This window comes from Methylorubrum rhodinum (assembly GCF_014199935.1).
Classification (GTDB): Bacteria; Pseudomonadota; Alphaproteobacteria; order Rhizobiales; family Beijerinckiaceae; genus Methylobacterium; species Methylobacterium rhodinum.
In genome coordinates, this window is record NZ_JACHOP010000003.1 from 155149 (window position 1) to 181652 (window position 26504).

Annotated in this window: 18 protein-coding genes; 8 read left to right on the plus strand and 10 right to left on the minus strand. The window is 70.3% G+C overall.

Annotation, left to right across the window (positions count from 1 at the left end; translation table 11 throughout):
- Positions 1-3 precede the first annotated feature (3 nt).
- Positions 4-1626 (minus strand): glucan biosynthesis protein D, encoded by a 1623-nt coding sequence (locus HNR00_RS05120; protein WP_183565904.1) that lies wholly within the window; start codon positions 1624-1626, stop codon positions 4-6.
- A 340-nt stretch (positions 1627-1966) separates the two neighbouring features.
- On the opposite strand from HNR00_RS05120, the gene HNR00_RS05125 reads away from it, so the two are divergent.
- The gene (locus HNR00_RS05125) at positions 1967-3124 is read left to right on the plus strand and encodes a dimethylmenaquinone methyltransferase (protein WP_183565907.1); all 1158 of its coding nucleotides are present in this window, start codon (positions 1967-1969) and stop codon (positions 3122-3124) included.
- 223 nt (positions 3125-3347) lie between these two features.
- Here HNR00_RS05125 and HNR00_RS05130 read toward each other — a convergent pair whose 3' ends face one another.
- Complete coding sequence (locus tag HNR00_RS05130; RefSeq protein WP_183565910.1) at positions 3348-3572, minus strand: DUF6894 family protein; 225 nt, start codon at positions 3570-3572, stop codon at positions 3348-3350.
- Between the two features lie 494 nt (positions 3573-4066).
- On the opposite strand from HNR00_RS05130, the gene HNR00_RS05135 reads away from it, so the two are divergent.
- Positions 4067-5089, plus strand: a complete 1023-nt coding sequence (locus HNR00_RS05135) for an LLM class flavin-dependent oxidoreductase (protein WP_183565913.1) — start codon at positions 4067-4069, stop codon at positions 5087-5089.
- Between the two features lie 13 nt (positions 5090-5102).
- Here the strand turns inward: HNR00_RS05135 and HNR00_RS05140 are convergent, their stop codons facing one another.
- On the minus strand, positions 5103-5327 hold the full coding sequence (locus HNR00_RS05140; protein WP_183565916.1) for a hypothetical protein: 225 nt from the start codon (positions 5325-5327) through the stop codon (positions 5103-5105).
- Between the two features lie 413 nt (positions 5328-5740).
- On the opposite strand from HNR00_RS05140, the gene HNR00_RS05145 reads away from it, so the two are divergent.
- Both HNR00_RS05145 and HNR00_RS05150 read left to right on the plus strand, forming a co-directional pair.
- The gene (locus tag HNR00_RS05145) at positions 5741-6772 is read left to right on the plus strand and encodes an aldo/keto reductase (RefSeq protein WP_183565919.1); all 1032 of its coding nucleotides are present in this window, start codon (positions 5741-5743) and stop codon (positions 6770-6772) included.
- Between the two features lie 34 nt (positions 6773-6806).
- Positions 6807-7670, plus strand: a complete 864-nt coding sequence (locus tag HNR00_RS05150; RefSeq protein ID WP_183565922.1) for an alpha/beta fold hydrolase — start codon at positions 6807-6809, stop codon at positions 7668-7670.
- Positions 7671-7686: 16 nt separating this feature from the next.
- On the opposite strand, the gene zwf is transcribed toward HNR00_RS05150, so the two are convergent.
- From zwf to HNR00_RS05180, 6 genes are all read right to left on the minus strand, one after another.
- Positions 7687-9186 (minus strand): glucose-6-phosphate dehydrogenase, encoded by a 1500-nt coding sequence (gene zwf, locus HNR00_RS05155; RefSeq protein WP_183565925.1) that lies wholly within the window; start codon positions 9184-9186, stop codon positions 7687-7689.
- A gap of 77 nt (positions 9187-9263) precedes the next feature.
- Positions 9264-10739 (minus strand): efflux transporter outer membrane subunit, encoded by a 1476-nt coding sequence (locus HNR00_RS05160; protein ID WP_183565928.1) that lies wholly within the window; start codon positions 10737-10739, stop codon positions 9264-9266.
- Positions 10740-10921: 182 nt separating this feature from the next.
- Positions 10922-14245 carry an efflux RND transporter permease subunit gene (locus tag HNR00_RS05165; protein ID WP_183565931.1) on the minus strand — a complete coding sequence of 1108 codons (3324 nt, stop codon included), beginning with the start codon at positions 14243-14245 and terminating at the stop codon, positions 10922-10924.
- 256 nt (positions 14246-14501) lie between these two features.
- Positions 14502-17642, minus strand: coding sequence for an MdtB/MuxB family multidrug efflux RND transporter permease subunit (locus HNR00_RS05170; protein WP_183565934.1), 3141 nt, complete (start codon positions 17640-17642; stop codon positions 14502-14504).
- Between the two features lie 277 nt (positions 17643-17919).
- Positions 17920-19335, minus strand: a complete 1416-nt coding sequence (locus HNR00_RS05175; RefSeq protein WP_183565937.1) for an MdtA/MuxA family multidrug efflux RND transporter periplasmic adaptor subunit — start codon at positions 19333-19335, stop codon at positions 17920-17922.
- A 190-nt stretch (positions 19336-19525) separates the two neighbouring features.
- Entirely contained in the window at positions 19526-19699 is a 174-nt protein-coding gene (locus HNR00_RS05180; RefSeq protein WP_183565939.1) for a hypothetical protein, read from the minus strand.
- 501 nt (positions 19700-20200) lie between these two features.
- Here HNR00_RS05180 and HNR00_RS05185 point away from each other — a divergent pair.
- The 4 genes from HNR00_RS05185 to HNR00_RS05200 all read left to right on the plus strand — a co-directional run bounded on the left by HNR00_RS05185 (position 20201) and on the right by HNR00_RS05200 (position 23958).
- A complete protein-coding gene (locus HNR00_RS05185) occupies positions 20201-21361 on the plus strand; it encodes an aminotransferase (protein ID WP_183565942.1) in 1161 nt (386 codons plus the stop codon).
- A 259-nt stretch (positions 21362-21620) separates the two neighbouring features.
- Positions 21621-21977, plus strand: a complete 357-nt coding sequence (locus HNR00_RS05190; protein ID WP_183565945.1) for a hypothetical protein — start codon at positions 21621-21623, stop codon at positions 21975-21977.
- Between the two features lie 303 nt (positions 21978-22280).
- Positions 22281-22718 (plus strand): DUF4112 domain-containing protein, encoded by a 438-nt coding sequence (locus HNR00_RS05195; protein ID WP_376770357.1) that lies wholly within the window; start codon positions 22281-22283, stop codon positions 22716-22718.
- A gap of 37 nt (positions 22719-22755) precedes the next feature.
- Complete coding sequence (locus HNR00_RS05200; RefSeq protein WP_183565951.1) at positions 22756-23958, plus strand: ABC transporter permease; 1203 nt, start codon at positions 22756-22758, stop codon at positions 23956-23958.
- A gap of 170 nt (positions 23959-24128) precedes the next feature.
- Here HNR00_RS05200 and HNR00_RS05205 read toward each other — a convergent pair whose 3' ends face one another.
- A complete protein-coding gene (locus HNR00_RS05205; RefSeq protein ID WP_246390302.1) occupies positions 24129-26378 on the minus strand; it encodes a glycoside hydrolase family 3 N-terminal domain-containing protein in 2250 nt (749 codons plus the stop codon).
- Positions 26379-26504: the final 126 nt, after the last annotated feature.

Below are 26504 nucleotides of genomic sequence, written 5' to 3' on the forward strand. Positions count from 1 at the left end.
CGCTCACGGCGTCCAGCGATACAGCCACGTCTCGGTGATCTGGCGGCCTTCCGTCTTGAGCGCGAGGCGCAGCTCGCACGCCTTGGCGCCCGCGGGATCGAGCTCGAACGCGACCCGGACGGTGCGCCGCTCCGGGCGCACGGACCAGCGGGTCGCGCCCTCCACGAGCTTGCCGGGGCCGGCGACCAGCACGGTCTCCAGGGGCACCGCCTGCCCCTCGGGGGTGAACAGCACGTCGCCGGTGAAATCGACGAGGAACAGCCGGCGCGGGTCGGCGCCGCCGCGCCCGCTGCGGGTCTGCGTGACGCGGGCGATCGGGCCGATTGCCGGCTCGCCGCCCCAGGCCTGGCGATAGCCGAGGCGGATCTCGGTGCCGGCCGGCACCGGCGCCTTCGGGCGCCAATAGGCGATGACGTTCTCGTTGATCTCGGCGTCGCTCGGAATCTCGATGAGGGTGACGGTGCCCTCCCCCCACAGGCCCTCGACGCCGGTCGCCTCGCCGGGCTCGACCCAGAGCGAGGCGCTGCGCTCCCAGGCATGCGCGTCGTCCTGGAACGTCGCGAACCCGCGGTCGCGCTGGATCAGGCCGAAGCCTTTCGGCCCGCTGTCGACGAAGCTCGAGATCTGCAGCGTCTCGGGGTTGCGCACCGGGCGCCAGATCGCCTCGCCGCTGCCGTTGCGGATCTGCAGGCCTCCGGCGGCGTAGACCGCGGCGCGGGCGTCATCCGCCCCGCGCCGGTCGTGCGGGCCGAACAGGAACGGCGCCTGCATGCCGCCGAGCCCCAGATGGTCGACCTGCTTGCGCGTCACCAGCGTGGCGGCGACGGCGGCGTTCGAGGTGTCCCCGGGCGTCAGCTCCAGCCGGAAGGCGGCGGCGAGCGAATCGGAATCGATCAGCGCGTGGATCACGAGCGGTGCGCCCGGCGCCTTGGGGCGCTCGACGAACAGGGCCCGCCAGCGCGGGAATTCCTCGCCGCGCGCATCGGCCGGCCGCAGCATCAGGGCGCGGCCGTTGACGCCGAAGATCTGGTCGCGCCCGAGGAGGCGGAAGAAGCAGGCGCCCTGAAGGATCGCGAAATCCTGATGCGCCTCGCCGATCCTGGCGCGGATGCGCAGGCCCGAGAAGCCCGGCGCCTTGCTGGCCTCGGGCAGGGCCGCGCCGCCGCTGTCGTAGCCGGCCGGATCGTAGGAGACGGGGCGCACCACCCCGTCCTCGACGAGGAACAGCGCGACCCGGTCGGTGTAGTAGAAGCCGCGCAGCAGCGGCTCCAGGGCGAAGCCGTGCGGCTCGCCGCCCCAGATCAGCTCGTTCGGGCGGATGCGGATCGCCTCGTACTGCTCCCGCGACAGCGATTTCAGGCTCTCGGGCACGTCGTCGGTGGAGAGCGCCGCGAAGGGGCGGTTGCCGTAGGCGCGGGCGAGATCCGGCACCGTCGCGTCCGAGAAGGGCGCGCCCGCCGCAGGCAGCGCGGGGGCGGCCTCCTGCGCCCACGCGCCGCCGGGCAGGAGCGCCACGGCCGCGCCGGCCGCGGCGGCGCCGATCAGGCCGCGGCGGCTCAGGCCCGTCGGCGCCGCGTCCGGCGCGGTGTTCTGGGCATGGCGGGTGAGGTCGGTCGGATGCGTCATGCCCTCGCCGGTTCGGTGTCCGAATTGCCGCGGATAGCCCCTCAACGCCTGAACCCGGTGTTAAGGTTGCGGGAGCGTCTTGCCCGCCGGGGCCGGAATGGCAAGCCGCGTGCCTTTCAGGACGATCGCTTTCGGCGATCACGCTCGTTTCATTGGCTGCCTCGGTCGCCGGCGCCCGCCTCCGCGGGCTTGTTCTTTCGCTCCGCCGGACGCCCCTGTCGGCACAGAGGCACATTGCGCGCGGCGCTCGTCGCGCCGCGAAGCCGCCGAGGCGGCTTTGCGCGATGGGTCCTCGCGATCCGCCGTGGCCATCCCGCCCGGGCGCGCTTAAGGAGGCCGCATGACCCTCGTCCAGATCACCCACAACGACCTCGACGGCTACGGCGCCTCCACCGTCGCGGCGAGCCTCGCACCCGTCCAGCGCGTGGTGCACGTCGCCCGCTACAGCGATGTCGGCCCGGTGGTCGAGGACGAGCTGAAGCGCCTGCGCAAGGCGCCCGCGCCCGAGACGCTGCTGATGACCGATCTCGGGCTGGAGGAGCCGGCCATCGCCTTCTTCCGGCGCTTCGCCGCGATGAACCGCAACCGGGACGAGGGCGCCCGCCACCGCCTCGTGGTGCTCGACCACCACGCCTCCTCCCTCGACCAGCTCCGCCGCCAGGGCCTGGAGCCCGCCCCCGATCCCGAGCGCCCCGGCCTGATCCGGACCGATCTCGGCGACCCGGAGGTGTTTGTGCTCATCGACGAGGCGCATTGCGCCACGCGGATGACGTTCGACCGGCGCGCGCTCTACGCCCCCGAGGGCGCGGAGGGACCGGCGGAGCTCGCCACCCTGATCGAGGCGGTGGAGGCGCTCGACCTGTGGCAGAAGGCGAGCCCGGTCTTCACCGGCGGGCTCGCCCTCGACGAGATCTTCTGGGACAGCGTCTCGCCGCTGGTGCCGGTGAGCCATCCCCGGCACGACCGCTTCCTGTCCGATCTCCTGCTCGCCGCCGCGCGCTGCCTCGCGGAGGGCGCGACCGCCGCCGAGCTGGAGCGGCGCGCGGGCGGGCTGCGGGCCGCCATCGTCGATGCCATGCTGGTGGGCGAGCCCGGCGACGATCCGGCGCTGACCACGCGGATGCGGCTCGCCCGGATGCTCGCCCGCTCGGAGGCCCTGTTCCACCCGCTCTCGGACGGCACCCTGCTCTCGTTCGGGCTCGATTCCGGCACGTTCCAGCGGGTCTCGGACCTCGTGATGGAGACCGGCCGGGCCACCCGCGTCGTCAACGTGCAGCGGACCGGCACGCTCTCGTTCCGCTCGATCAACGGCACGGCGCTCGACGGCGCCCGCGCCTTCCGCGGCGGCGGCCACCGCGACGCGGCGGGCGGCAAGCTCCCCCAGGGCAGCGCGCATTCGCTCGCCGACGCCGTCGCGCAGGTCGAGCCGGTGCTCAACCCCCCGCCCGCGGACCCGTCGGCGAGCCCGTTCGCGGCGCTGAAGAACTGGAAGGGGTGAGGCCGAGGCCTTCGCGCCGAAGCGCCAAGCCGACACGTCACGTCAAGCCGACACGTCACGTTGAATCCAGCCCACAACCCTCATCCTGAGGTGCGGAGCCGAAGGCGAAGCCTCGAAGGAGCCCTCCAGAAGCCTTCGCGGGTACTGGAGGGCTCCTTCGAGGCCCGCTGACGCGGGCACCTCAGGATGAGGGTGGAGATGGGAGGGCCGAGGCGAAAGACCCTCAAATCCTCAAGTCGAACGGCAGGTCGAACAGCAGGCTGTGATCGACGTAAGTGACCCTGAGCGTATGGTCGCGCGCGCCGTTCGGCAGGGAATCCTCGTCGCGCAGTGAGCGGATCATGTCGCGGGCGGCGCGGAAGGCCATCCCGCAATCGGGGCAGTCGCGGGTCTCGGTCGGGCCGATCCGCTCGCCGTTCCGGCACAGCTCGAAATGGAAGATCGTCATCCGGGCCGGGCTCCGCGGTGAAAACCGGAAGCCGTCTCTGCAAGGCTCGCGCCGCGCATCATGAATGCGCTGAAAACTCACGGTTGATCATGGAAAAAGCCCGCCGGCTCGCGCCGACGGGCTTTTTCTTGCAGGGACCACGCTGCCTCGCGCGCCCCGGGAGCTACGGCCCCGTCCTCGGATGGGCGGGGGAACTCGACCGGCGGCGCCTGAGGGCGGCCACTATCCCTGCCGGTTCTCGTTGGGTGGCTTGTCCTGGTCCGCGTCGGCGGTGCGTGCTGGGGAGACGGTATTGCCCTGATGTCTCATGGCCAACCTCCTTACTCGCAGGACGGCGCCGCGAAGCGCCGATGACCCGAGGCTAGGACGGGTTCGGGGGATCGCGCAAGCCCCTGTCTTGCGGATTCTGTCGCGGCTCACGATCTCGCGTCCGGGGAGGGGGAACGATCCGTTGCACGGCTTGGCGCCGTGAAAGCGTTCGGAAGGATTCGTCGATGCCGCTCCCGCCGCTCTCCGTCCTCGACCTCGCCCCGATTCCCGAAGGGGGAACGGTGCGCGACGCGCTCGACCGCAGCCGCGCGCTGGCGCAGCACACGGAAACGCTCGGCTATCGGCGCTTCTGGCTCGCCGAACACCACAACATGACCGGCATCGCCAGCGCCGCGACCGCGCTCGTGATCGGCCACGTCGCGGCGGGCACGCAGGCCATCCGGGTCGGCGCGGGCGGCATCATGTTGCCCAATCACGCGCCGCTGACGGTGGCCGAGCAGTTCGGCACGCTGGCGACCCTGTTTCCCGACCGGATCGATCTCGGCCTCGGCCGCGCGCCCGGCACCGACGGGGCGACCCTGCGGGCGTTGCGTCGCGACTACGGCGCCGCCGAGAGCTTCCCGCAGGACGTGCTGGAGGTGCAGGCGTTCCTCGGCGATCCGCAAGCAGGACAGGCGGTGCGGGCGGTGCCGGGCGCGGGCACCAAGGTGCCGCTGTGGATCCTGGGATCGAGCCTGTTCGGGGCGGAACTCGCCGGGATGCTGGGGCTTCCTTTCGCCTTCGCGTCGCATTTCGCGCCCGATGCGCTGATGCCGGCCCTGGAGACCTACCGCGCCCGCTTCCGCCCCTCGGCGCAACTCGCCGCGCCTCACGCGATGGTCGGCATCAACGTGGTCGCGGCGGAGACGGAGGCCGAGGCGCGCCGCCTGTTCACCACCCCGCAGCAGGCCTTCACCAATCTCCTGCGCGGCACCCGCGGCCTGCTGCCGGCGCCGATCGACGACATCGAGACCTACTGGTCGCCGCCGGAGAAGCGCCAGGCCTCGCGGATGCTGGCGCGCTCGCTCGTCGGCACCGCGGGCACGATCCGGGCCGGGCTCGAAGCGCTTGCCACAGAGACGGAGGCCGACGAGATCATCGTCGCGAGCGCGATCCACGACCACGCGGCGCGGCTGCGCTCCTACGCGATCCTGGCCGAGGCGCATGGCGGTCTCGACGCGGTGGACGCCCACCGCTCGGCCGCGTGAGTTCGGGCGGGAATCAGGCGGCGCGGGCGCGCGGCGCCTCGCGGGTCGCCGCCGGCTGGCCGAACATCACCTGATAGAGGGCGGCGGGGCTGTAGCTGCGGCCCTGCCCGTCGGTGATCCGCACCTCGTGCATGCCGGAGGTGGCGAGCGACAGGCCCTGCTCCAGGGCGCTCAGCATCGAGCCGTGCTGCCAGGAATAGACCCGCGGGGCGGCGCCGGCGGTGACGGTGAAACTCACGAGATTCGGTCCCGGTGCTGTTGCGGCGCGAGAGGGGCGGCCCGGTCGATCGGGGCACGGCTCCGGCTGCCGATGGGGTCAGGTTGACCATTCGATAGTGGCTCTTGGTTGACGAACTCTTCGCGAAAACTGACTTTTTCGATGGCGCCGACGCGGAGGCTCCGTGGCGAGGATGTGGCGGCGCCCTCGCCGAACCCACCGCCCCGCGCCCGCGTTGCCGCAACGCCGATCGGCTCTATGATAGCGATCGGCGATGACCATGACGCATCGCCGATGGCCCGCGCGACGGCACGGCGGCGGTCGTCCGCCGGACGCATGGAGCAGGACCATCGGTCCTGATCCATGCAGCTTGGTATGACAGGGCGATCCGGCCCGAACGGGCCGTGGCGCAGCCAGACGCGGAGCGGCACAGCATGGAACACCGCCAGTTCGGACGTTCGGGCCTCAGGGTGCCGGTCCTCAGCCTCGGCACCGGCACCTTCGGCGGCACCGACGCCTTCTTCGAGCGCTGGGGCAGCACCGACGTGGCGCAGGCCGCCCGATTGATCGACATCTGCCTGGAGGCGGGCGTCAACTTCCTCGACACCGCCGACATCTATTCGAGCGGCGATTCCGAACGGATCCTGGGCGAGGCGATCAAGGGCCGCCGCGACCGGCTCCTGATCTCGACCAAGGCGACCTTCCGCTCCGGCGACGACCCGAACGCGGTCGGCTCCTCGCGCCATCACCTGATCCGCTCCTGCGAGGCGAGCCTGAAGCGACTCGGCACCGACCATATCGACGTCTACTTCATGCACGGCTTCGACGCGCTGACCCCCGTCGAGGAGACCCTGCGGGCGCTCGACGACCTGACCCGGTCGGGCAAGATCGGCTATATCGGCGCCTCCAACTTCTCCGGCTGGCAGCTGATGAAGGCGCTCGCGACCTCCGAGCGCGACGGGCTCGCCCGCTACGTCGTCTATCAGGGCTACTACTCGCTGATCGGCCGCCACTACGAGTGGGAGCTGATGCCGCTCGGCCTCGACCAGGGCGTCGGCCTGATGGTGTGGAGCCCGCTGGGCTGGGGCCGGCTCACCGGCAAGATCCGGCGCGGGCAGCCGGCCGCCTCCGGCCGCATCGCCGCGGGCGGGGCCGAGGGCGGACCGACCGTCTCCGACGATTACCTCTACGGCGTGGTCGATGCGCTGGACGCGGTGGCGGAGGAAACCGGCAAGACCGTCTCGCAGGTGGCATTGAACTGGCTGCTGACGCGCCCGACGGTGTGCAACATCGTCATCGGCGCCCGCAACGAGGAGCAGCTGCGCCAGAACCTCGGCTCGGTGGGCTGGACCCTGACCCCCGACCAGATCGCCCGGCTCGACGCCGCGAGCCGGGAGAACCCGGTCTATCCCTACTGGCACCAGATGGGGTTCGACGAGCGCAACCCGAAGCCGACGGCGTGGTGACGGCGCCGTCGCCGCGCGCCCCGGCAGCCCGCGGATGACCGATCCGGGCATCCGCCATCGCCGCGTGAGGCTCGGACGGCTCGAACTCCACGTCGCCGAGGCCGGCCCCGCGGACGGGCCGCCGACGATCCTGCTGCACGGCTTTCCGGAATCCTGGCTCGGCTGGCGGCGTCAGATCGGCCCGCTGGCGGGAAGCGGCCTGCGCCTCGTCGTGCCCGACCAGCGCGGCTACGGCCTGAGCGACCGGCCGCGCGGCCTCGAGGCCTACCATCTCGACCGGCTCGCCGGGGATGTGATCGCCCTCGCCGATGCCTGCACCTTCGAGAAATTCCGCCTCGTCGGCCACGATTGGGGCGGCCTCGTCGCCTTCTGGACCGCGAGTTTCTTTCCGGATCGGATCGAGCGGCTGGCCGTGCTCAACGGCTTCCATCCGGGCGTGTTCGGGCCCTACCTGCGGCGCCATCCGGGGCAGGTGCTGCGCAGCGCCTATGCCGGCGCGTTCCAGCTGCCGCTGATCCCCGAGCGCCTGCTCACCGCCCGCGATGGTTTGGCTCTACGCGAGATGCTGCGCCGCTCCGCCCGGCCCGGCACCTTTTCCGAGGCCGATCTCGACCGCTACGCCGAGGATTGGCGCCGCCCCGGCGCGGTCACGGCGATGCTGAACTGGTATCGCGCCCTGGCCCGCCTGCCGCGCGAAAGCAATCCGCCGCGGATCGCGGCGCCGACGCTGATCCTCTGGGGCCGGCGCGATCCGGCGCTCCAGCCGGGGCTGGCGCAGGCGAGCCTCGCCCACTGCGATCGGGGCCGGGTGCAGTGGATCCCGCAGGCGACCCACTGGGTGCAGCACGAGGCGGCGGCGGAGGTGAACGCGGCGCTGATCGCGTTTCTGCGGGGCTGAGGACGCTCGGGCGGCGTCAGAGCGTCAGCCACCGGTGCCCGTCGCGGGCGAGGAGTTCGTCCGCCTCCTTCGGCCCGGCGCTGCCGGCTTCGTAGACGACGACCGGCGCATCCGTCCACGCCTTCAGCAGCGGCTCCACCGCCGCCCAGCCGGCCTCGATGTTGTCGGCCCGCTGGAACAGCGTCGCGTCGCCCATCATGCAGTCGTAGATCAGGGTCTCGTAGCCCACCGTCGGCGCGGTCGCGAAGAAGTCGCCGTAGCGGAAGCCGTTCTCGACCGGGGCGATGTGCATCTGCGGCCCCGGCCGTTTCACGTTCAGCGTCGTGACGGCGCCCGGATCGGGGCTGATGCGCAGGCGCAGGACGTTGGGCGCGAGATCGGTGACGGCCGTGTCGCGGAACATCCGGAACGGCGGCGGCCGGAAATGCACCGCGACCTCGGTGTGGTGCGCGCTCATGCGCTTGCCGGTGCGCAGATAGAACGGCACGCCGGCCCAGCGCCAGTTCTCGATCTCGAGCTTCAGCGCGACGTAGGTCTCGGTGTGCGAGTCCCGCGCCACGTCCGGCTCGTCGCGATAGGCCGGCACGGCGTGGCCGCCGACGCGGCCCGCCGCGTACTGGCCGCGCACCGCGTCCTCGGGCCGGACCGGGCGCACCGCCTCGACGAGCTTGGCCTTCTCGTCGCGCACGGCCTCCGCCGCGAAGGAGTTCGGCGGCTCCATCGCCACCATGGCGAGCAACTGGAACAGGTGGTTGGGCACCATGTCGCGCAGGGCCCCGGTCGGCTCGTAGAAGCCGCCGCGGGCCTCGACGCCGATGGTCTCGGACGCCGTGATCTCGACATGGCTGACGTATTCGCGGCGCCAGACCGGCTCCAGCATGCCGTTGGCGAAGCGGATCGCCATGATGCTCTGGACGGTCTCCTTCCCCAGAAAATGGTCGATCCGGTAGAACTGGCTCTCGTCGGCCTGCGCCAGAATCTTCGCGTTGAGCGCCTTGGCCGAGGCGAGGTCGGAGCCGAACGGTTTCTCGATCACGACGCGGCGGAAGGCGTCTTCTTGCTGTTTCAGCAGGCTGGCCTTGCCGAGGCCTTCGACCACCGGCCCGAAGAAGCGGGCGGCGACCGCGAGGTAGAACACCACGTTGCCCTGCACCCGTTCGGCCAGCGCCCGGTAGGTCGCCTCGTCGGCAAAATCACCCTGCATGACGTGCAGGCGCCCGCGCACGAAGCCCCAGGCCTTTTCGTCGATTTTTTCCGGGTGGAACTCGGCGGAGGGGTCGTGGGTGAAGGATTCCATCGTGTCGGAGAGGTCCTGGCGCCAGCCCTCGTCGGTGAGCCGGTTGTGATCGACGCCGAGGACCGAGAAGTTCGGGTCCAGCAGGCCGCCGCCCGCGAGGTTGTAGAGCGCGGGCATCAGCAGGCGCTTGGTCAGGTCGCCGGCCGCGCCGAAGATCACCAGGGTGCAGGGGGGCGCCGGGGGGCTGACGGGTTCTTTTTTGTCGGTTGCGTCGGCCATGGGCGGCTCCGTCGGGAAATGCCTCGACAACAGCCCCCGCGGGGGCGTGTTCCGGCAACGCTGCTCCGCTTCCCCCGCTACTCTTCGGTGCGAACCGCCTGTCCGCGGTCGATCGGCAGGCGCGGGCCCTTCAGTTCCTCGCCGGTCGGCAGGGAGCGGGCGTCCCAGCCGCCGCCGAGCGCGCGGATCAGGGACACCGCCGTGGTGAAGCGGTTGAGCCGGATCTGGAGCGCGGTGATCTCGTTGTTGATCTGGAGCGCCTGGGCGGTCACCACCGTGGTGAAGTTCTGCGTGCCGGCGCGGTACTCGTTGAGGGTGATCTCGACGGCGCGGCGGGCGGAGGCCACCGCCTCGTCCTGCTTGGCCTGCTGCTGGGCGAGGATGCGCACGCCGGCCAAGCCGTTCTCGATCTCGCCGAAGGCGGTCAGCACCGTCTGGCGGTAGCTCGCCACCGCCGCCTCGTAGGCGGCGCGGGCCGATTGCAGCACGGCGGCGCGCGCGCCGCCGTCGAAGAACACCTGTTCGCCCGCCGCCGAGATCGCCCAGACGCGGTTGGCCGCCGAGAACACGCCGTTGCTGGTGAGCCCCGACACGCCGCCCGAGGCCGAGAGCGTCACGGTCGGGTAGAAGGCCGAGACCGCGACGCCGATCTGCTCGCTCTGCGACTGCACCAGCCGCTCGGCCTGGGCGATGTCCGGCCGCCGCTCCAACAGCTCCGAGGGGATGCCGACCGGAACGCTGGGCGGGCGCAAAGGCAGCGGCGCGAACGGCAGGTTCAACTCCGAGGGCGGGCGCCCGGTCAGGATCGCCACCGCGTGCTCGAAGGTGGCGCGCTGGAGATCGACGGCGATCAGCGTCGCCTGCGTGGTCTGGAGCTGCGTCTGCGCCGTGATGACGTCGGAGCGCGCGGCCACGCCCGCGTTGTACTGGTTCTCGGCGATCGCGAGGCTCTTCTTGAAGCCCTCGACGTTCTCCTGAACCACGCGCTTCAACGCATCGGAATAGCGCATCTGCAGGTAGGAGGTGGCGAGTTCGGCCTGCAGGCTCAGGCGCACCAGGGCGAGGTCGGCGGCCGAGGCCTGGGCGGCGGCGACGTCGCTCTCGATCTGGCGGCGGATGCCGCCGAACAGGTCGAGCTCCCAGGCAGCCTGCCCCTGGAGCGAGACGGTGGTGCGCTCCGTGCCGAGCGTGCGCGAGCGGGTGATGCTCGGCGCGCCGATCACCGTCGGGAACAGGGCGGCGCGGGACTGCGCCACGAGGGCGCGGGACTGATCGTAGAGGGCGACCTGGGCGCGAAGATTCTGGTTGTCGACGTCGATCGAACGGATGAGGCGGTCGAGGGTGGGGTCGTTGAACACCCGCCACCAGTCGCCGCGCTCGGAGGCGTCGCTCGGGCGGGCGACGCGCCAGCCCTTCTTGGACTGGACGTAGGCGAGGCTGTCCTCGCGCATCCCGCCCTGCTTGAAGCCGAGCGGGGTCTCGACCGAGGGGCGGGTGTAGTCGGGGCCGACGAGACAGCCGGAGGTGGACAGGGCCAGCGCCGCGACGCCCAAGAAACGAGCGCGCGCAAAAGCCCTCTCCCCTCCGCGGGAGAGGGTGGCCCGCGAAGCGGGTCGGGTGAGGGGAGCGACGGTTCCGGAAGCGTCGCCCCCTCTCCCGCCTGCTCCGCAGGCACCCTCCCCCGCAGAGGGGGGAGGGTTATGGTCGGCCGCATGCGTCACGAACGAAACATCCATCACTCGGCCGGCATCGCCGCCGCCCCATCCCGCCGGCGGCGGCGCTTGGCGCGGGTCCGGAGACGGTCGAGATACAGGTAGACGACCGGGGTCGTGTAGAGGGTCAGGATCTGGCTGACGATCAGGCCGCCGACGATGGCGATGCCGAGCGGGCGGCGCAGCTCCGCCCCCTCCCCGCCCGCGATGATGAGCGGCGCCGCGCCGAGCAGAGCCGCCATCGTCGTCATCATGATGGGGCGGAAGCGCAGGATGCAGGCCTCGAAGATCGCCTCCCCCGGCGGCAGGCCGCGGCTGCGCTCCGCGTCGAGGGCGAAGTCGATCATCAGGATCGCGTTCTTCTTGACGATGCCGATGAGCAGAAAGACCGCGATCAGCGCGATGATGGTGAACTCGGTCCCCGTCGTCAGCAGCGCGACGATGGCGCCGATGCCGGCCGAGGGCAGGGTCGAGAGGATCGTCAGCGGGTGGATGTAGCTCTCGTAGAGGATGCCGAGCACCGCGTAGACCGCGAGCAGCGCCGCGAGGATCAGCAGCGGCTGGCGCGACGAGGATTCCTGAAAGCTCTTGGCCGTGCCGGCGAACTCGCCGTGGATCGTCTGCGGCAGTTGCAGCTCCGCCATCGTCTTCTCGATGACGGCGGTGGCGTCGCCCAGGCTCTTGCCCGGCACGAGGTTGAACGAGATCGTGGTCGCCACGAACAGGCCCTGGTGGGCGACCTGCACCGGCGCGCTGCCGGTCTCGAACCGGGCAAACGCCGAGAGCGGCACCATCGTCTCCTTGGCGCTCGACACCGGCGCGCTCGACGAGGCGCCGCCCTTGCTCGCCGCGATGGCGTTGCCGGCGGCGTTGCGGGCGGAATCGGCGGCGATGCTGGCGGCCGTCGGGGTCGAGCCGGAGGTGGTGGCGGCCTGCGCGGTGGCGGCGTCCTGCGAGGTCGGGGCCGAGACCGTGCCGGCCACCGCGTTGGTCGTGGCCGAGCCCCGCGCCTTGCCCCCGGTGGTCGAGACGTAGATCGTCTTCAAGACCTCCGGGTTCTGCAGGTATCGCGGCGCGATCTCCATCACCACGTGGTACTGGTTGAGGGGGTTGTAGATCGTCGAGACCTGACGCTGGCCGAAGGCGTCGTAGAGGGTGTTGTCGATCTGGTCCGGGGTGATGCCGTAGCGGAAGGCGGTGGGCCTGTCGATGACGAGGCGGCTCTCCAGCCCGCCCTCCTGTTGATCGGAGGTCACGTCGGCGAACACGTCGGTGCGCTTCTGCAGCGCCTGCAGGAGCTGGGGCGCGGCGGCGTAGAGTTCGGCCGCGGTGTCGCCTTGCAGCGTGTACTGGAACTGGGCGAAGCTCTGGCGCCCGCCCATCTTCAGGTCCTGGCGCGGAAACAGGTAGAGCCGGGCGCCGGGCACCTGGGCGAGCTTGGGGCGCAGCCGCGCCATCACCTTCTCGATCGGCTCGCGCTGGCCCAGCGGCTTGAGGCCCACGAACACGTTGGCCGAGTTGGTGCCCCGGCCTCCCGTGAAGCCGACGATGCTCTCCACCGCCGGATCGGCCTGGACGATGGCGCTCGCCTGTTCGAGCTTCTGCTTCATCGCCTGGAACGAGATACGCTGGTCGGCCTGGATGCCGCCCATGAGCTGTCCGGTGTCCTGATCGGGGAAGAAGCCCTTCGGGACGATGACGTAGCCGTAGACGGTGAGCCCGATCGCCGCGAACACGCTGAGCGCGGTGATGCGGCGGTGATGCAGCGCGAGGCGCAGCGTCCGCTCGTAGCCTCTGAGCAGCGCGTCGAAGCCGCCCTCGAGGAGGCGCAGGAGAAGGTTCGGACGTTTCCCCTTGTGCTGCTCGGCTTCCGGCCGCAGCAGCAGCGCGCACATCATCGGCGTGGTGGTGAGCGACAGCACCAGCGAGACGAGGATCGCCATCGACAGGGTGACCGCGAATTCCTGAAACAGCCGCCCGACGATGCCGCCCATCAGCAGGATCGGCAGGAACACGGCGATGAGCGACAGGCTCATGGAGACGACGGTGAAGCCGACCTCCCGCGCCCCGATCAGCGCCGCCTCGACCCGCGGCTTGCCCATCTCGATGTGGCGCTGGATGTTCTCCAGCACGACGATGGCGTCGTCCACGACGAAGCCGGTGGCGATGATGAGCGCCATCAGCGAGAGGATGTCGAGGGAGTAGTCGAGCATCCACATCGCCGCGAAGGTGCCGACGATGGAGATCGGCACGGCCACCGCCGGGATCAGCGTCGCCCGCCACGAGCGCAGGAACACGTAGGTGACGAACACCACGAGCAGGATCGCGATGATCAGCGTCTCCTCCGTGGTGGCGAGCGAGGCGCGGATGGTCAGCGAGCGGTCGCCGGAGATGTCGAGGTCGATGTCGCCGGGGAGTGCCGCCTTCACCTGCGGGATCGCCGCGCGCACCCGCGCGACCGTGTCGACCACGTTCGAGCCCGGCTGCTTGTAGATGAACAGGATCACGCCCGGCTTGCCGTCGACGAGGCCGAGATTGCGCTTGTCCTCGACCGAATCGACCACCTCGCCGACATCCGTCAGCCGCACCGCCGCGCCGTTGCGGTAGGCCACGACGATGTCGCGGTAATCCGACGCCTGCCGGCCCTGGTCGTTGGCGTAGAGCTGGTAGCGGCGATCCCCCGCGACGATGTCGCCTTTGGGCGAGTTGGCGTTGGCGGAGGCGAGCCCCGCGCGGATGCCCTCCAGGCCGATGCCGTAGTGGAACAGCGCGGTCGGATCGAGCTCGACCCGCACGGCCGGGAGCGAGGAGCCGCCGATATCGACGTTGCCGACCCCCTCGATCTGGCTCATGCGCTGCTGCACGATCGTGGCGGCCGAGTCGTAGAGCTGGCCGGGCGTCAGCGTGTCCGAGGTCAGCCCCAGGATCAGGATCGGCGCGTCGGCGGGGTTGAACTTGCGGTAGGTCGGGTTGGTGCGCAGAGCCGTCGGCAGGTCGGCGCGCGCGGCGTTGATCGCCGCCTGCACGTCGCGGGCGGCCCCGTCGATGTCGCGGTTGAGGCCGAACAGCAGGATGATCCGCACCGTGCCTTGCGAACTCGTCGAGGTCATCTCGCTGACGTCGGCGATGATGCCCAGCCGCCGTTCGAGGGGCGCGGCGACGGTGGTGGCCATGGTCTCGGGCGAGGCGCCGGCCATCTGCGCCTGGACGAGGATGACGGGGAAATCGACCTGCGGCAGCGGGGCGACGGGCAGCCGGACATAGGCGAACAGGCCCGCGAGCAGCAGGCCGAGGGTCAGCAGGGTGGTCGCGACCGGGCGGCGGATGAAGGGTTCGGAGAGGTTCATGGCTACCAGTCCGCGCGCGAGCCGACGGCTCCCCCCTCTCCCCGCGCGCGGGGAGAGGCCCACAGGCACCTTGTCGTGCCTGTGGGAAGCGAAGGCGCAGCCGAAGCGGCGGTGAGGGGGCGGCCCCGGATGAGCCTCCTCCGTCGAAGCCCCCTCACCTTCGGCTGCCGCCTCGCCGCGACGACGACGAGGTCGTCGCGGCCCTCTCCCCGCGTGCGGGGAGAGGGGATGTGCGTCAGCCCGTGCGCCACGCGCATCACGGCGTCGCCTCGCCCGGCGCCAGCCGGCCGCCGCCTTCCTTCCGCCCCGTAATCCGCCGCTCCAGCCGGTCGAAGGCCAGATAGATCACCGGCGTCGTGAACAGCGTCAGCACCTGGCTGACGATCAGCCCGCCCGCGATGACGATGCCGAGCGGCTGGCGCAGCTCCGAGCCGACGCCGGAGCCGATGATCATCGGCACCGCCGCGAAGAGCGCGGCGAGCGTCGTCATCAGGATCGGGCGGAAGCGGAGCAGGCAGGCCTCGTAGATCGCCTCGCGGGGCGCCTTGCCCTCCTCGCGCTCGGCCTGGAGCGCGAAGTCGATCATCATGATCGCGTTCTTCTTCACGATGCCGATGAGGAGCACGATGCCGATGATCGCGATGATGTCCAGCGACAGCCCGAACCACATCAGCCCGAGCAGGGCGCCGATGCCCGCCGACGGCAGGGTCGAGAGGATGGTGATCGGGTGGATGAAGCTCTCGTAGAGCACGCCGAGCACGATGTAGACGGTGATGATCGCGGCGCAGACGAGGAACAGCTCGTTCGACAGCGCGGTCTCGAAGGCGAAGACCGAGCCCTGCGGCACCACGTTGAAGCTCGCCGGCAGCTTGATGTCTTGTTTCGCCTTCTCCAGGGCTTCCACCGCCTGCCCCAGGGCCACGCCGGGTGCCAAGTTGAACGAGACGGTGGTGGCCGGGAACTGGCCGAGATGGCCGATCAGGAGCGGGGCGCGCCGCTCCTCCACCTTCGCCACCGCCGAGAGCGGCACCTGCCCCGAGGGCGCGGTGGAGGACGGCAGGTAGAGGGTGTTGAGCGATTCGAGCGAGGTGTGCAGGGCCGGATCGGCCTCGAGGATCACCCGGTATTGGTTCGACTGGGTAAAGATCGTCGAGACGATGCGCTGGCCGAAGGCGTCGTAGAGCACGTTGTCGATGGTCGCGGGCGTGATGCCGTAGCGGCCGGCCGTCGGCCGGTCGATGGTGACGTAGGCCGCCAACCCGTTGCCCTGGTAGTCGCTGGTGACGTCGGCCAGCAGCGGTGAGCGCCGCAGCGCCTCGACGTAGCGCGGCACCCAGGTCTCGAAGTCCGACAGGTTCGGGCTCTCGAGGATGACCTGATACTGCGTGGCCGAGACCGCGGTGTCGATCGTCAGGTCCTGCACCGGTTGCATGTAGAGCCGCACGCCCGGCACGTTGGCCGTCGCCGCGGTGAGGCGGCGGATGATCGCGCTGGCGTCGGCCGAACGCTGCTCCTTCGGCTTCAGGTTGATGAGGAAGCGGCCGGAATTGAGCGTCACGTTCTGGCCGTCGACGCCGATGAACGAGGACAGGCTCGCCACGTCCGGGTCCTTCAGCACCACGTCGGCCAAAGCCTGCTGACGCTCGGCCATGGCCTCGTAGGAGACGCTCTGGTCTCCTTGAGAGATGCCCTGGATCACCCCCGTGTCCTGCACCGGGAAGAAGCCCTTGGGGATGACGACGAACAGGTAGGCGGTGAGCGCCACGGTGCCGAGCGTGACGATGAGCGTCAGGCCCTGATGCGCCAGCACGACGCGAAGCGCCCGGCCGTAGGCGGCGATGACGCCGTCGTTCAGCCGCCGGCCGAAGCGGGCCAGGAAGCCCTCGCGGCGCGCCACGGGGCTGTCGGCGCCGTGGGCGACGGGCTTGAGCAGGCGGGCGCACATCATGGGGACGAGCGTCAGCGAGACCACCGCCGAGATCACGATGGTGGCCGAGAGCGTGATGGCGAACTCGCGGAAGAGGCGCCCCACCACGTCGGCCATGAACAGCAGCGGGATCAGCACTGCGATCAGCGAGACGGTGAGCGAGATGATGGTGAAGCCGATCTCGCGGGAGCCCTTCAGCGCCGCCTCGAACGGGTCGTCGCCCTCCTCGACGTGGCGGGCGATGTTCTCGATGACCACGATGGCGTCGTCCACGACGAAGCCGGTGGCGATGGTCAGCGCCATCAGCGAGAGGTTGTCGAGGGAGAAGCCCCAGGCGTCCATCGCGGCGAGCGCGCCGATCAGCGACAGCGGCACCGACAGGCTCGGGATCAGGGTCGCGGAGAAGCTGCGCAGGAACAGGAAGATCACCATCACGACCAGCGCGATGGCGAGCATCAGCTCGAACTGCACGTCGTGGACCGAGGCCCGGATCGTCACCGTGCGGTCGGTCAGGACCGCGACCGAGACGGCGGCCGGCATCGTCGCCTGGAGCTGCGGCAGCAGCTTCTTGATGCGGTCGACCGTGTCGATGACGTTGGCGCCGGGCTGGCGCTGGATGTTGAGGATCACCGCGGGCGTGCGGTCGGCCCAGGCGCCGAGCCGGGTGTTTTCGGGCGCATCGACCACGTCGGCGACGTCGGTGAGGTGGACCGGGGCGCCGTTGCGGTAGGCGATGATCGAGTTGGCGTAGACCGACGGGTCGCGGACCTGATCGTTGGCGTTGATGGCGTAGGACTGGGTCGGCCCGTCGATGTTGCCCTTGGGCGTGTTGACGTTGAGGTTGGCGATCGTCGTGCGCAGGTCGTCGATGTTGAGGCCGTAGGCGGCGAGCGCCCGCGCGTTGAACCGCACCCGCACCGCCGGCCGCTGCCCGCCGCCCATGCTGACGAGGCCGACGCCCGCCACTTGGCTGATTTTTTGGGCGAGCCGCGTTTCCGCCAGATCCCGGACTTGCGTCAGCGGGATCGTTGCGGAGGTGAGCGCCAGCGTCAGCACCGGCGCGTCGGCGGGGTTGACCTTGGCGTAGATCGGCGGCGCCGGCAGGTCGGAGGGCAGCAGGTTGCCCGCCGCGTTGATCGCCGCCTGGACCGACTGCTCGGCGATGTCGAGGGGGATGTCGAGGTTGAACTGGAGCGTGATGACGCTGGCCCCCGCCGAACTCTGCGAGGACATCTGGTTGAGGTTGGCCATCTGGCCGAACTGCCGCTCCAGCGGCGCGGTGACCGCCGAGGTCATCACCTCGGGGCTCGCACCGGGATAGAACGTCTGCACCTGGATCGTCGGGTAATCGACGGCGGGCAGGGCCGAGACCGGCAGGTTCAGGTACGACACCGCGCCGACGATCAGGATCGCCAGCATCATCAGGGTCGTGGCGACCGGGCGCAGGATGAAGAGGCGGGAGGGGTTCATGGATGGACCCGCCTTTCAGGCCGGCGGCCAAGGCTTCCTTTCAGAGCGCGAACCTTCGCGCGCATCCCCTCTCCCCGCACGCGGGGAGAGGGCTCTGCCGACCTCGTCGTCGGCAGAGCGAGGCGGCAGCCGATGGTGAGGGGGCGGTTCAGGGCGAGACTCTTCCGGATACGCCCCCTCACACCTCGGCTGCCGCCTTGTCGCGCCGACGACGAGGTCGTCGCGACCCTCTCCCCGCGTGCGGGGAGAGGGGGAAGGCTCTTCGAAGCCGTGCCCATCACTGCGGCCGCCTGCGGCCCCGGTGCTCGCCGGCGCCGTCCTTCGCGCCGGTCGCGCTCGGTGCGGTGTCCGCGGCGGGCGTCGCCGGTGCCCCCGGCGCCGCCGATCCCGCGGTGCCGCCCGGCGCGCCCGAGGCCGGTGCGGGGCCCGGCCCGGCCGCGTGCCCGACCACCCGCACCGGCGCGCCTTCGCGCAGGCGGTCGGTGCCGTCGGTGACGACCCGGTCGCCGGGCTGGAGCCCGGAGGTCACGACGGTGCGGGTGCCGTCGGTCTCGCCGGTCTTGATCGGGCGGACCGTGACCTTCTCGTCGCCGTCCATCAGGTAGACGTAGGTGCCCGGCGTGCCCCGCAGGATCGCGGCGTTGGGCACCAGCGGCGCGTCACGAATCGTTTCCACCGTCAGCCGGGCGTTGACGAACTGGTTGGGAAACAGCTCGTCGTCGGAATTGTCGAACAGGGCGCGCAGCTTCACCGTGCCGGTGGTCACGTCGATCTGGTTGTCCACCGTGTCGAGCTTCCCCGTCGCGATCTCGTGCTGGTCGCCGCGGTCGTAGGCCCGCACCGTCAGCTTGGCGCCCTGGCGCAGGCGACGCATCACCCGGTTCACGTCGTCCTCGGGCAGGGTGAACACCACCGAGATCGGGTGGAGCTGCGTGACGACGACGATGTTGGTCGAGCCGGCGGTGATGTAGTTGCCGAGATCGACCTGCCGCAGGCCGACCCGCCCCTCCACCGGCGAGACGAGGCGGGCATAGGTGAGGTTGAGGCGCTGCTGATCGACCAGCGCCTGATCGGCCGCGACCGTGCCCTCGTTCTGCTTCACCAGCGCGGCCTGGGTGTCGACGTTCTGCTTCGAGATCGAATCCTGCCGGTTCAGCGTCTGGTAGCGCTGGAGGTCGAGCTTCGAGTTCTGCAGCAGCGCCTGATCGCGGGCGAGCTGGCCCTGGTACTGGGCGAGCAGGGCCTCGTAGGGGCGCGGGTCGATCTGGGCGAGGAAATCGCCCTGCTTCACCGTTTGGCCCTCGCGATAGCCGATCTGGGTGAGGTAGCCGCTGATCTGCGAACGCACCGTCACGGTCGCGAGCGGCGTCACCGTGCCGAGCCCCTGGAGCACCACCGGCATGTCGCCGGTGACGATCGGCGCCACGCCGACCGCCTGCTTCATGTCGGCCGGGCGCCCGGGGCGGCCGGGGCCGGCGGGGGCGGTCGCCGCCTGCTCCGCGGGCTGCTTGCGGGCCTCGTAGCTGCGGTGCGCGACGGCGCCCGCGCCGCCGAGCGCCAGGAGCACGAGCATCCAGCGGCCGAAACGGCGCCGCCGCCGCACCGGGGCGGGGGCTTGCGTCGGCGCGTCCCGCTCCGGGCTCTCCCGGTACTGGCGGGCCGTCTCCGTGCGGATCGGCGAACTCTCGTTCATCCCTCAAGACTCGTCGAAGGCCCTCGGGAGAGCCATGGGGCGGCGGGGCCAAGCCGATCCGATGTCGAGCGAACGGCCGTCCCGGCAGCCGAACATAGCGATGATCCGGCCCGCCGCCGCGGCAGCGGGTTGCCGCATCCCCGGAAAGATACCGGATGGCCGCCGACCCTCGGCGGGCAATGCGGTGTCTCTAGGGCGCCGACGTTTCCGGCATGTTGCTGGACGGCGCCGCCCCCTGCGGCGAATACAGACGGATGACGTCGCGGAACGAGGCGTCGACCGGCGTCACCGGCACGAAGGCCCGCAGCGACAGGCCGGCGAGGCCGGAACCGAGCGCGAGCAGGAGACAGGTGACGCGGCGCATGGATCCGTCCCCGAAGGCGAAGCGGCGCCGGGATCGGCGCCAGTCGGACGGGAGCGGACATGAAAAAGGCCGCCGTGTCGAGCGGCGGCCTCTTCAAGCGACCGGACCGGCCGGCCACACCGGAGAAACGAGGGGGCGAAGTTCCTCAGGTGCGGCGGCCGGTCCGACCGTGGACCGAACATGACTTCACGGCTGACGATCGTCAACATTCGTCAGCTCGCGAATCGGCCGTTGCGGGCGGTTTTCGCGACCGTTCGACTTGGTCGTGTGCGTGAACGCACGCGGCCAAATGCCGATCGATCGCTTCACTCAAGATTTTACCGGGCCGCCCCTTGTCTTCGAAACAAGTCGTTCCACTGACGCAAGTCGAGTGTGTCGAACTGTTGCTTCGAGGTTGTGAACGCCCCGACGGGGAGCCGCCCTTGCGGTGCTCCGGGCGCCCTTGGAGCCGCTCTTGGAGCCGCCCTTGGAGCCGCCCTCGGGTTCTGCCATGAGGCGAGGATGACGCCCCGCTTCAATCCCGTCTTCGCCGACCTGCCCGAGACCGTCTTCGAGACCATGTCGGGGCTCGCTCGAAGGCTCGGGGCGATCAATCTCGGCCAGGGCTTTCCCGACGGCCAGGGGCCGGACGACGTGCGCGCGGCGGCGGCGAGAGCGCTCGATACGGTCAGCAACCAGTACCCGTCGATGATGGGCCTGCCCTCGCTGCGCACCGCGATCGCGGCGCATTACCGGCACCACCAGGGGCTCGACCTCGACCCCGAGCGCGAGGTGATGGTGACCTCGGGCGCCACCGAGGCGCTGGCCGGGGCCCTGCTCGCCCTGGTGCGGCCGGGCGACGAGGTCGTGCTGTTCGAGCCGATGTACGACGCCTACCTGCCGCTGGTGCGCCAAGCCGGCGGCGTGCCGCGCTTCGTCACCCTCAAGCCCCCGCATTTCGGCCTGGACGAGGCGGCGCTGGCGGAGGCGTTCACCGAGCGCACCCGCGTCGTCGTCCTCAACAACCCGCTCAACCCGAGCGCGACGGTCTTTTCGGAATCCGACCTCGCGCTGCTGGCCAAATTCTGCTGCCGCTTCGACGCGGTCGCGGTCTGCGACGAGGTGTGGGAGCATCTCGTCTTCGACGGGCGCCGCCACGTGCCGCTGATGCGCCTGCCGGGCATGCGCGAGCGCACGGTGAAGATCGGCTCGGCGGGCAAGATCTTCTCGCTCACCGGCTGGAAGATCGGCTTCGTGATGGCCTGCGAGCCGCTGATGCGCGGCCTGTCGCGGGCGCACCAGTTCCTCACCTTCACGACGCCGCCCAACCTCCAGGAAGGGGTGGCCTACGGGCTGGCCAAGGACGACGCCTATTTCGAAGAGATGCGCGCCGGGTTCAGTCGCTCCCGCGACCGGCTGGCCGCGGGGCTGACGCGGCTCGGCTTCACCGTGCTGCCGAGCGCGGGCACCTACTTCCTCTCCATCGACATCGGCGACGGTCCGGAGGGCGACCGGGCCTTCTGCGAGCGGATGGTGCGCCGGCACGGCGTCGCCGCGATCCCGATCAGCGCCTTCTACGCCGAGGGCGCCGTGCGCAACCTCGTGCGCCTGTGCTTCGCCAAGTCCGACGTGACGCTCGATGCCGCGCTGGAACGACTCGCGGGGATGCCGCGGATGGCCTGAAGTCGATCGTCGTCCTCAAGCGCCGGCGTCCGCGGCCTGAAGCCAAAACCCGATCAGCTTGACCATGGAAAGGGCGGCTCGGGGTGGAAAGCGGCCTCTTAGTGAGCGCAGGAGCATGAGCGAGCGTCTTGTTCTTCGAGTGGCACTTTCAAGCTTGGCAACTGCCCTTTAGCTTATGGGGCGGTATCATACGGCAGAGGTCGATGTGTGGAAGGCGACTTTCTTATGTGCAGTAGGAGGATCGGCGGCTTGCCTGGCGATGGCCTACATGATGCACGAAAACAAGTGCTTAGACCCTAAACAAAACATCACTTCTGAGAATCAAGCCATAAATGTTATTAAAAATAACATCGATTGGCTTTCCAGAGGACATAAAGACCATTTTGAAAGCCTTGAAAACTACAGCAATCCTGTCGTTGCAAAGGCGGGGAAATCAGGGAATGGCTGGGGAGTTTGGGAAACGAAAGAGACTTCTCCCAAAAGGCGGGTATGGATGGTTATGTATTTCGAGACGCCAAGCAATGACAGTTTTGACATAGAATGTGAAGTTGCATGCGGAGGGGCAATAGAAGGGCAATGTTGGACACTGAATGCAGTCAATATAAATAAGAAATAGACCTATTCAAACCGCATGGCTCGTCGCTAAAAGTATTTAAACGATGTTTTACTCACGAGTCGGCTACGGGTCGGAAGCGGCTCCTCACATCGCCAAGCTGATTCGGTTTCGACCGTAGACTTCTCGCTTTGCTCAACACCTCAGCTCAGCCGAGGCCGCTGCGCTGGGTGCTCTTCGCGCCCCGCCATCCGGCCCGATCGCTCGTTTCGAGCGATCGCATCGACTCGCGTCGGCCGGTTCTTGTCGAAGGCAGGGGCCGGGGCCACATCCTGCGTCATGACCACGCGAGTCGACACCCCGCACATGGCCCTCCGCGAGCCCGCCGGCACGGCGCAGATGCGCCGCCTCACCGACACGAGCCCGGAGGCCAGCCTCCTGCGCCTGGAGCAACTGGCGCACCTGATGGACTCGGCCTTCGTCGTGCCGGGCCTCAACCGCCGCGTCGGCCTCGACGCGGTGATCGGCCTCGTCCCCATCGTCGGCGACATCGCCGGCATGGCGATCGCGTCCTACATCGTCTACGAGGCGAGACGGCTCGGCGCGCCGCGCTGGCTCGTCTGGCGCATGATGGCGAACGTCGCCCTGGACGGCGCCGTCGGTGCGGTGCCGCTGGCTGGCGACCTGCTCGACGCCGCCTTCAAGGCGAACCGCCGCAACGTCGCCCTGTTGCGCCGCCATCTGGAGCGCAAGGGGGGCTTGCGCCCGAGCGAGATCGAGGGCACCGCGACCCGGCTCGACTGAGCCGGGCATCGGTTGCCCTTCCAAGAAGGGTGGGCCGATGAACGAAGTCCTGCGACCCGAGCCCGATGCGGTGCCCGTCACCGCGCCGGGCAACGCGCCGCAGATGCAGCCCCTTCCGAGTGGGTCCCGCCGCGGCCTGTCGCCGGTCAACCGGCGCCGCCTCGCCAATTTCCGCGCCAACCGCCGCGGCACTTGGTCGGCGGTTCTGTTCGCGCTGCTGTTCGTGACGAGCCTGTTCGCGGAATTCATCGCCAACGACCGCCCGATCGTCATGCAGTACAAGGGCGAGTGGCTGTTTCCCGTCCTCGTCGACTATCCGGACGAGAAGTTCGGCGGCTTCCTGGCCCAGACCGACTACCGCGCGCCCGAGACGCGCCGGGAGATCGAGTCGAACGGCTGGGTGCTGTGGCCGCCGATCCCGTACTCCTACAACACCTTCATGAGCGACCTGCCGACGCCGTCGCCCTCCCCGCCGACCTGGATGCTGTCGGACGCGCAGTGCCGCCCCGTGGCCGAGCGGGCCGGCGTCAAGGCCGAGGGGCGCGAACTCGGCTGCCGCGACATCGAACGGCACTGGCTCGGCACCGACAACGCCTCCCGCGACGTGCTCGCCCGCGTCATCTACGGCTTCCGCATCTCGGTCCTGTTCGGCCTCGTGCTCGCCGGCCTGTCCTCGGTGATCGGCGTGATCGCCGGCGCGGTGCAGGGCTATTTCGGCGGCTGGACCGACCTGATCTTCCAGCGCGTCATCGAGATCTGGTCTGCCATCCCGACGCTCTACCTCATCATCATCATGTCGGCGTTTCTGGTGCCGAGCTTCTTCACGCTGCTCGCGATCCTCACCTTGTTCGCCTGGACCGCGCTGGTCGGCGTCGTGCGTGCCGAGTTCCTGCGCGCGAGAAACTTCGAATACGTCCGGGCGGCCCGCGCGCTGGGGCTGTCCAACATCCGCATCATGACGCGCCACCTCCTGCCCAACGCCATGGTGGCGACGCTGACCTTCCTGCCGTTCATCCTCAACGGCTCGATCACGACGCTGACTTCGCTCGATTTCCTCGGCTTCGGCCTGCCCCCCGGCTCGCCGTCGCTCGGCGAACTGCTGGCCCAGGGCAAGGACAACATCAACGCGCCCTGGCTGGGCCTGACCGGCTTCTTCGTGGTGGCGGCGATGCTGAGTCTGCTGGTGTTTGCCGGCGAGGCGGTGCGCGACGCGTTCGATCCGAGGAAGACGTTCGGCTAGTTTTTCCAGGTGCTTGGCAGACTATGACGTCTCTCCTCCCCCTTGCGGGGAGGAGGGAGGAGGTGGGGGTCGCGCGGAAGGCACCGCAACGCCCTATCCTGAACCACCCCCACCCTTGATCCCTCCCCACAAGGGGGAGGGAACCCGCGTCCTACTCTCGAAAGTCGGCCCTACCGCTGCGCCTGATCCCCGCCCGGCGGGCCGCGCCAGCCGGTCTCGACGGTGAACCGCGCCGTCTGGGTCGCGGCGGAATCGCCGCCGACGGTGACGCGGTACTCGCCCGGCTCGACCACCAGCGTCCCGTCCGGCTCGTGGTAGCCGAGATCGCGCGCCGGGATGCGGAAGTTGGCATACGCCGTCTCGCCCGAGGCGAGGTCGAGGAGCACGGCGCCCTTCAGCAGGCGCTTGGGGCGGCTGCGCGCCGCCACCGGCTGGCCGAGATAGAGCTGCGCCACGGCGCGCCCCGGTCGCGGGCCGATATTGGTGACGGGGGTGCGCACCTCCAGCACGGCCTCGTAGCGATCGCCGACACCGACTTTCGGGGTCAGAACCTCCGGCTCGCCGTAGGCGAAGCTTGTGTAGGACAGGCCGTGACCGAACGGAAACAGCGGCAGCGGCGACGCGTCGGCGTAGCCCATGGTCCAGCGGCTGTTGGGGATGTGCGGGCGCCCGCCCGGCAGGGTGTCGTAGGTCAGCGGCATCTGCCCGACCGTGCGCGGCCACGACACCGGCAGCTTGCCCGAGGGGCCGACGTCGCCGAACAGCACGTCGGCGATGGCGGGGCCGCCCTCGGTGCCGGGGATCCAGGCCATCAGCATCGCGTGGGCCCGCTCCGGCGCACGACCTAACTCGGTCGGGCGCCCGCCGAACACCACGAGCGCCACCGGCTTGCCGGCGTCAGCGACCGCGGCGAGCAGGTCGTGCTGCAGCCCCGGCCAGTCGAGGTACGCGGTCGACGACCCCTCCCCCGAGCGGTCGCGCGGCTCGCCCATCACCGCCACGACGAGGTCGGCCCCGCGCGCCGCCTCGACCGCCGCGGCAAAGCCCGTCCGATCGGTGCAGACCCGCGGGCAGCCCTCGGCAAAGACCACCTCGACGCCCGAGGCCGCCGCCCGCTCGCGCAGGCCGCTGAGGATCGTCACCGTGTCGTGCGGCTGGCCGTTGCCCTCGTGCGGGCCGACCTGATCCCAGGCCGCGTCGGCGAAGGGGCCGACCAGCGCGATGCGGCGCACGCGGCTTGGGTCGATCGGCAGCACGTCCTCGCGGTTCTGCAGCAGGACGAGGCTGGCGCGGGCGGCCTCGCGGGCGATCCGCCGCGTCTCGGGCAGGAGCAGGCGGCCTTCCGCGTTTGAGGCCTCGACGAGCGGCCGGTCGAACAGGCCGAGCCCGAACTTGAGCCGCAGCACCCGCCGCACCGCCGCATCGACGGCGGCCTCGGTGATGCGGCCGGCCCGCACCTCGTCGGGCAGGTGGCGCAGATAGAGCCCGCTCGTCATGTCCATGTCGACGCCCGCGGCGAACGCCTTGCGGGTGGCCTCGGCCCCGTCGCGGGCGACGCCGTGCTTGACGAGGCTCGCGACCGCCTGCCAGTCGGCGACGACGAGGCCGGAAAATCCCATCTGGCGGCGCAGGATGCCGGTCATCAGCCCGCCATCGGCGGTCGTCGGCACGCCGTTGAGGGCGGTGAGCGCCGTCATCACGGCGTCCGCTCCGGCCCGGATGCCGGCGCGGAACGGCGGCAGGTGGAGGTCGTGGAGTTCGGTCGGCGCCACGAAGGTCGCGTCGTAGTCGCGCCCGCCGAGCACGGCGCCGTAGCCTGCGCAGTGCTTGAGGGTGCTGGCGAGCCCGCCGTCGCGGAACCCCTCGACCTGGGCGGCGGTGAGCCGCCCGGTCAGCCAGGGGTCCTCGCCGAGCCCCTCGACCACCCGGCCCCAGCGCAGGTCGCGCGCCACGTCGGCCATCGGGGCGAAGGTCCAGTTGAGGCCGACCGACGCCGATTCCCGCGCCATGGCGGCGGCGGCGCGGCGCACGAGGCCCGGATCGAAGCTCGCCGCCAGCGCCAGCGGCAGCGGGAACACCGTGCGGTAGCCGTGGACGACGTCGAGCCCGACCAGCAGCGGGATGCCGAGCCGCGAGGCGCGGGCGAGGCCGTCGGCTTCGGCCGCCAGCCACGCGTTGCTGAAGTTGATCACCGCCCCGACCTCGCCGCGGCGGATCGCGCCGGGATCGTTCAGCGGCTCGTTCGAGATCAGGTTGAGCTGGCCGGCCTTCTCCTCCAGCGTCATCCGGGCGAGCAGCGCCTCGACGCGGGCCTCGACCGAAGGCGCCTCGATCGAGGTGGTCTGGGCCTGAGTCTGGGCCTGGGCCGCGCCGAGACAGAGCCAGGCCGCCGCCGCGCGGCCGGCCCACCTCGCCATCATCCCCCGCATCCCCGTTTCCCCCGGCCCGTCCTTGTCGACGCCGATCATAAGCGCGGCGGCACAGCTCGGCCATGCGGCCGGGCGGCGTCGTCATCAGGAAAAAGTGAGGTCCGCGGGTCGGGTCGG

Coding starts and splice junctions, on each gene's coding strand:
- HNR00_RS05205 (WP_246390302.1), bottom strand. CDS start 26,378: ATGATGGCGAGGTGGGCCGGCCGCGCGGCGGCGGCCTGGCTCTGTCTC.
- HNR00_RS05125 (WP_183565907.1), top strand. CDS start 1,967: ATGACCCTCGTCCAGATCACCCACAACGACCTCGACGGCTACGGCGCC.
- HNR00_RS05130 (WP_183565910.1), bottom strand. CDS start 3,572: ATGACGATCTTCCATTTCGAGCTGTGCCGGAACGGCGAGCGGATCGGC.
- HNR00_RS05135 (WP_183565913.1), top strand. CDS start 4,067: ATGCCGCTCCCGCCGCTCTCCGTCCTCGACCTCGCCCCGATTCCCGAA.
- HNR00_RS05120 (WP_183565904.1), bottom strand. CDS start 1,626: ATGACGCATCCGACCGACCTCACCCGCCATGCCCAGAACACCGCGCCG.
- HNR00_RS05180 (WP_183565939.1), bottom strand. CDS start 19,699: ATGCGCCGCGTCACCTGTCTCCTGCTCGCGCTCGGTTCCGGCCTCGCC.
- HNR00_RS05195 (WP_376770357.1), top strand. CDS start 22,281: ATGGCCCTCCGCGAGCCCGCCGGCACGGCGCAGATGCGCCGCCTCACC.
- HNR00_RS05150 (WP_183565922.1), top strand. CDS start 6,807: ATGACCGATCCGGGCATCCGCCATCGCCGCGTGAGGCTCGGACGGCTC.
- HNR00_RS05165 (WP_183565931.1), bottom strand. CDS start 14,245: ATGAACCTCTCCGAACCCTTCATCCGCCGCCCGGTCGCGACCACCCTG.
- zwf (WP_183565925.1), bottom strand. CDS start 9,186: ATGGCCGACGCAACCGACAAAAAAGAACCCGTCAGCCCCCCGGCGCCC.
- HNR00_RS05200 (WP_183565951.1), top strand. CDS start 22,756: ATGAACGAAGTCCTGCGACCCGAGCCCGATGCGGTGCCCGTCACCGCG.
- HNR00_RS05145 (WP_183565919.1), top strand. CDS start 5,741: ATGGAACACCGCCAGTTCGGACGTTCGGGCCTCAGGGTGCCGGTCCTC.
- HNR00_RS05190 (WP_183565945.1), top strand. CDS start 21,621: ATGGCCTACATGATGCACGAAAACAAGTGCTTAGACCCTAAACAAAAC.
- HNR00_RS05185 (WP_183565942.1), top strand. CDS start 20,201: ATGACGCCCCGCTTCAATCCCGTCTTCGCCGACCTGCCCGAGACCGTC.
- HNR00_RS05175 (WP_183565937.1), bottom strand. CDS start 19,335: ATGAACGAGAGTTCGCCGATCCGCACGGAGACGGCCCGCCAGTACCGG.
- HNR00_RS05170 (WP_183565934.1), bottom strand. CDS start 17,642: ATGAACCCCTCCCGCCTCTTCATCCTGCGCCCGGTCGCCACGACCCTG.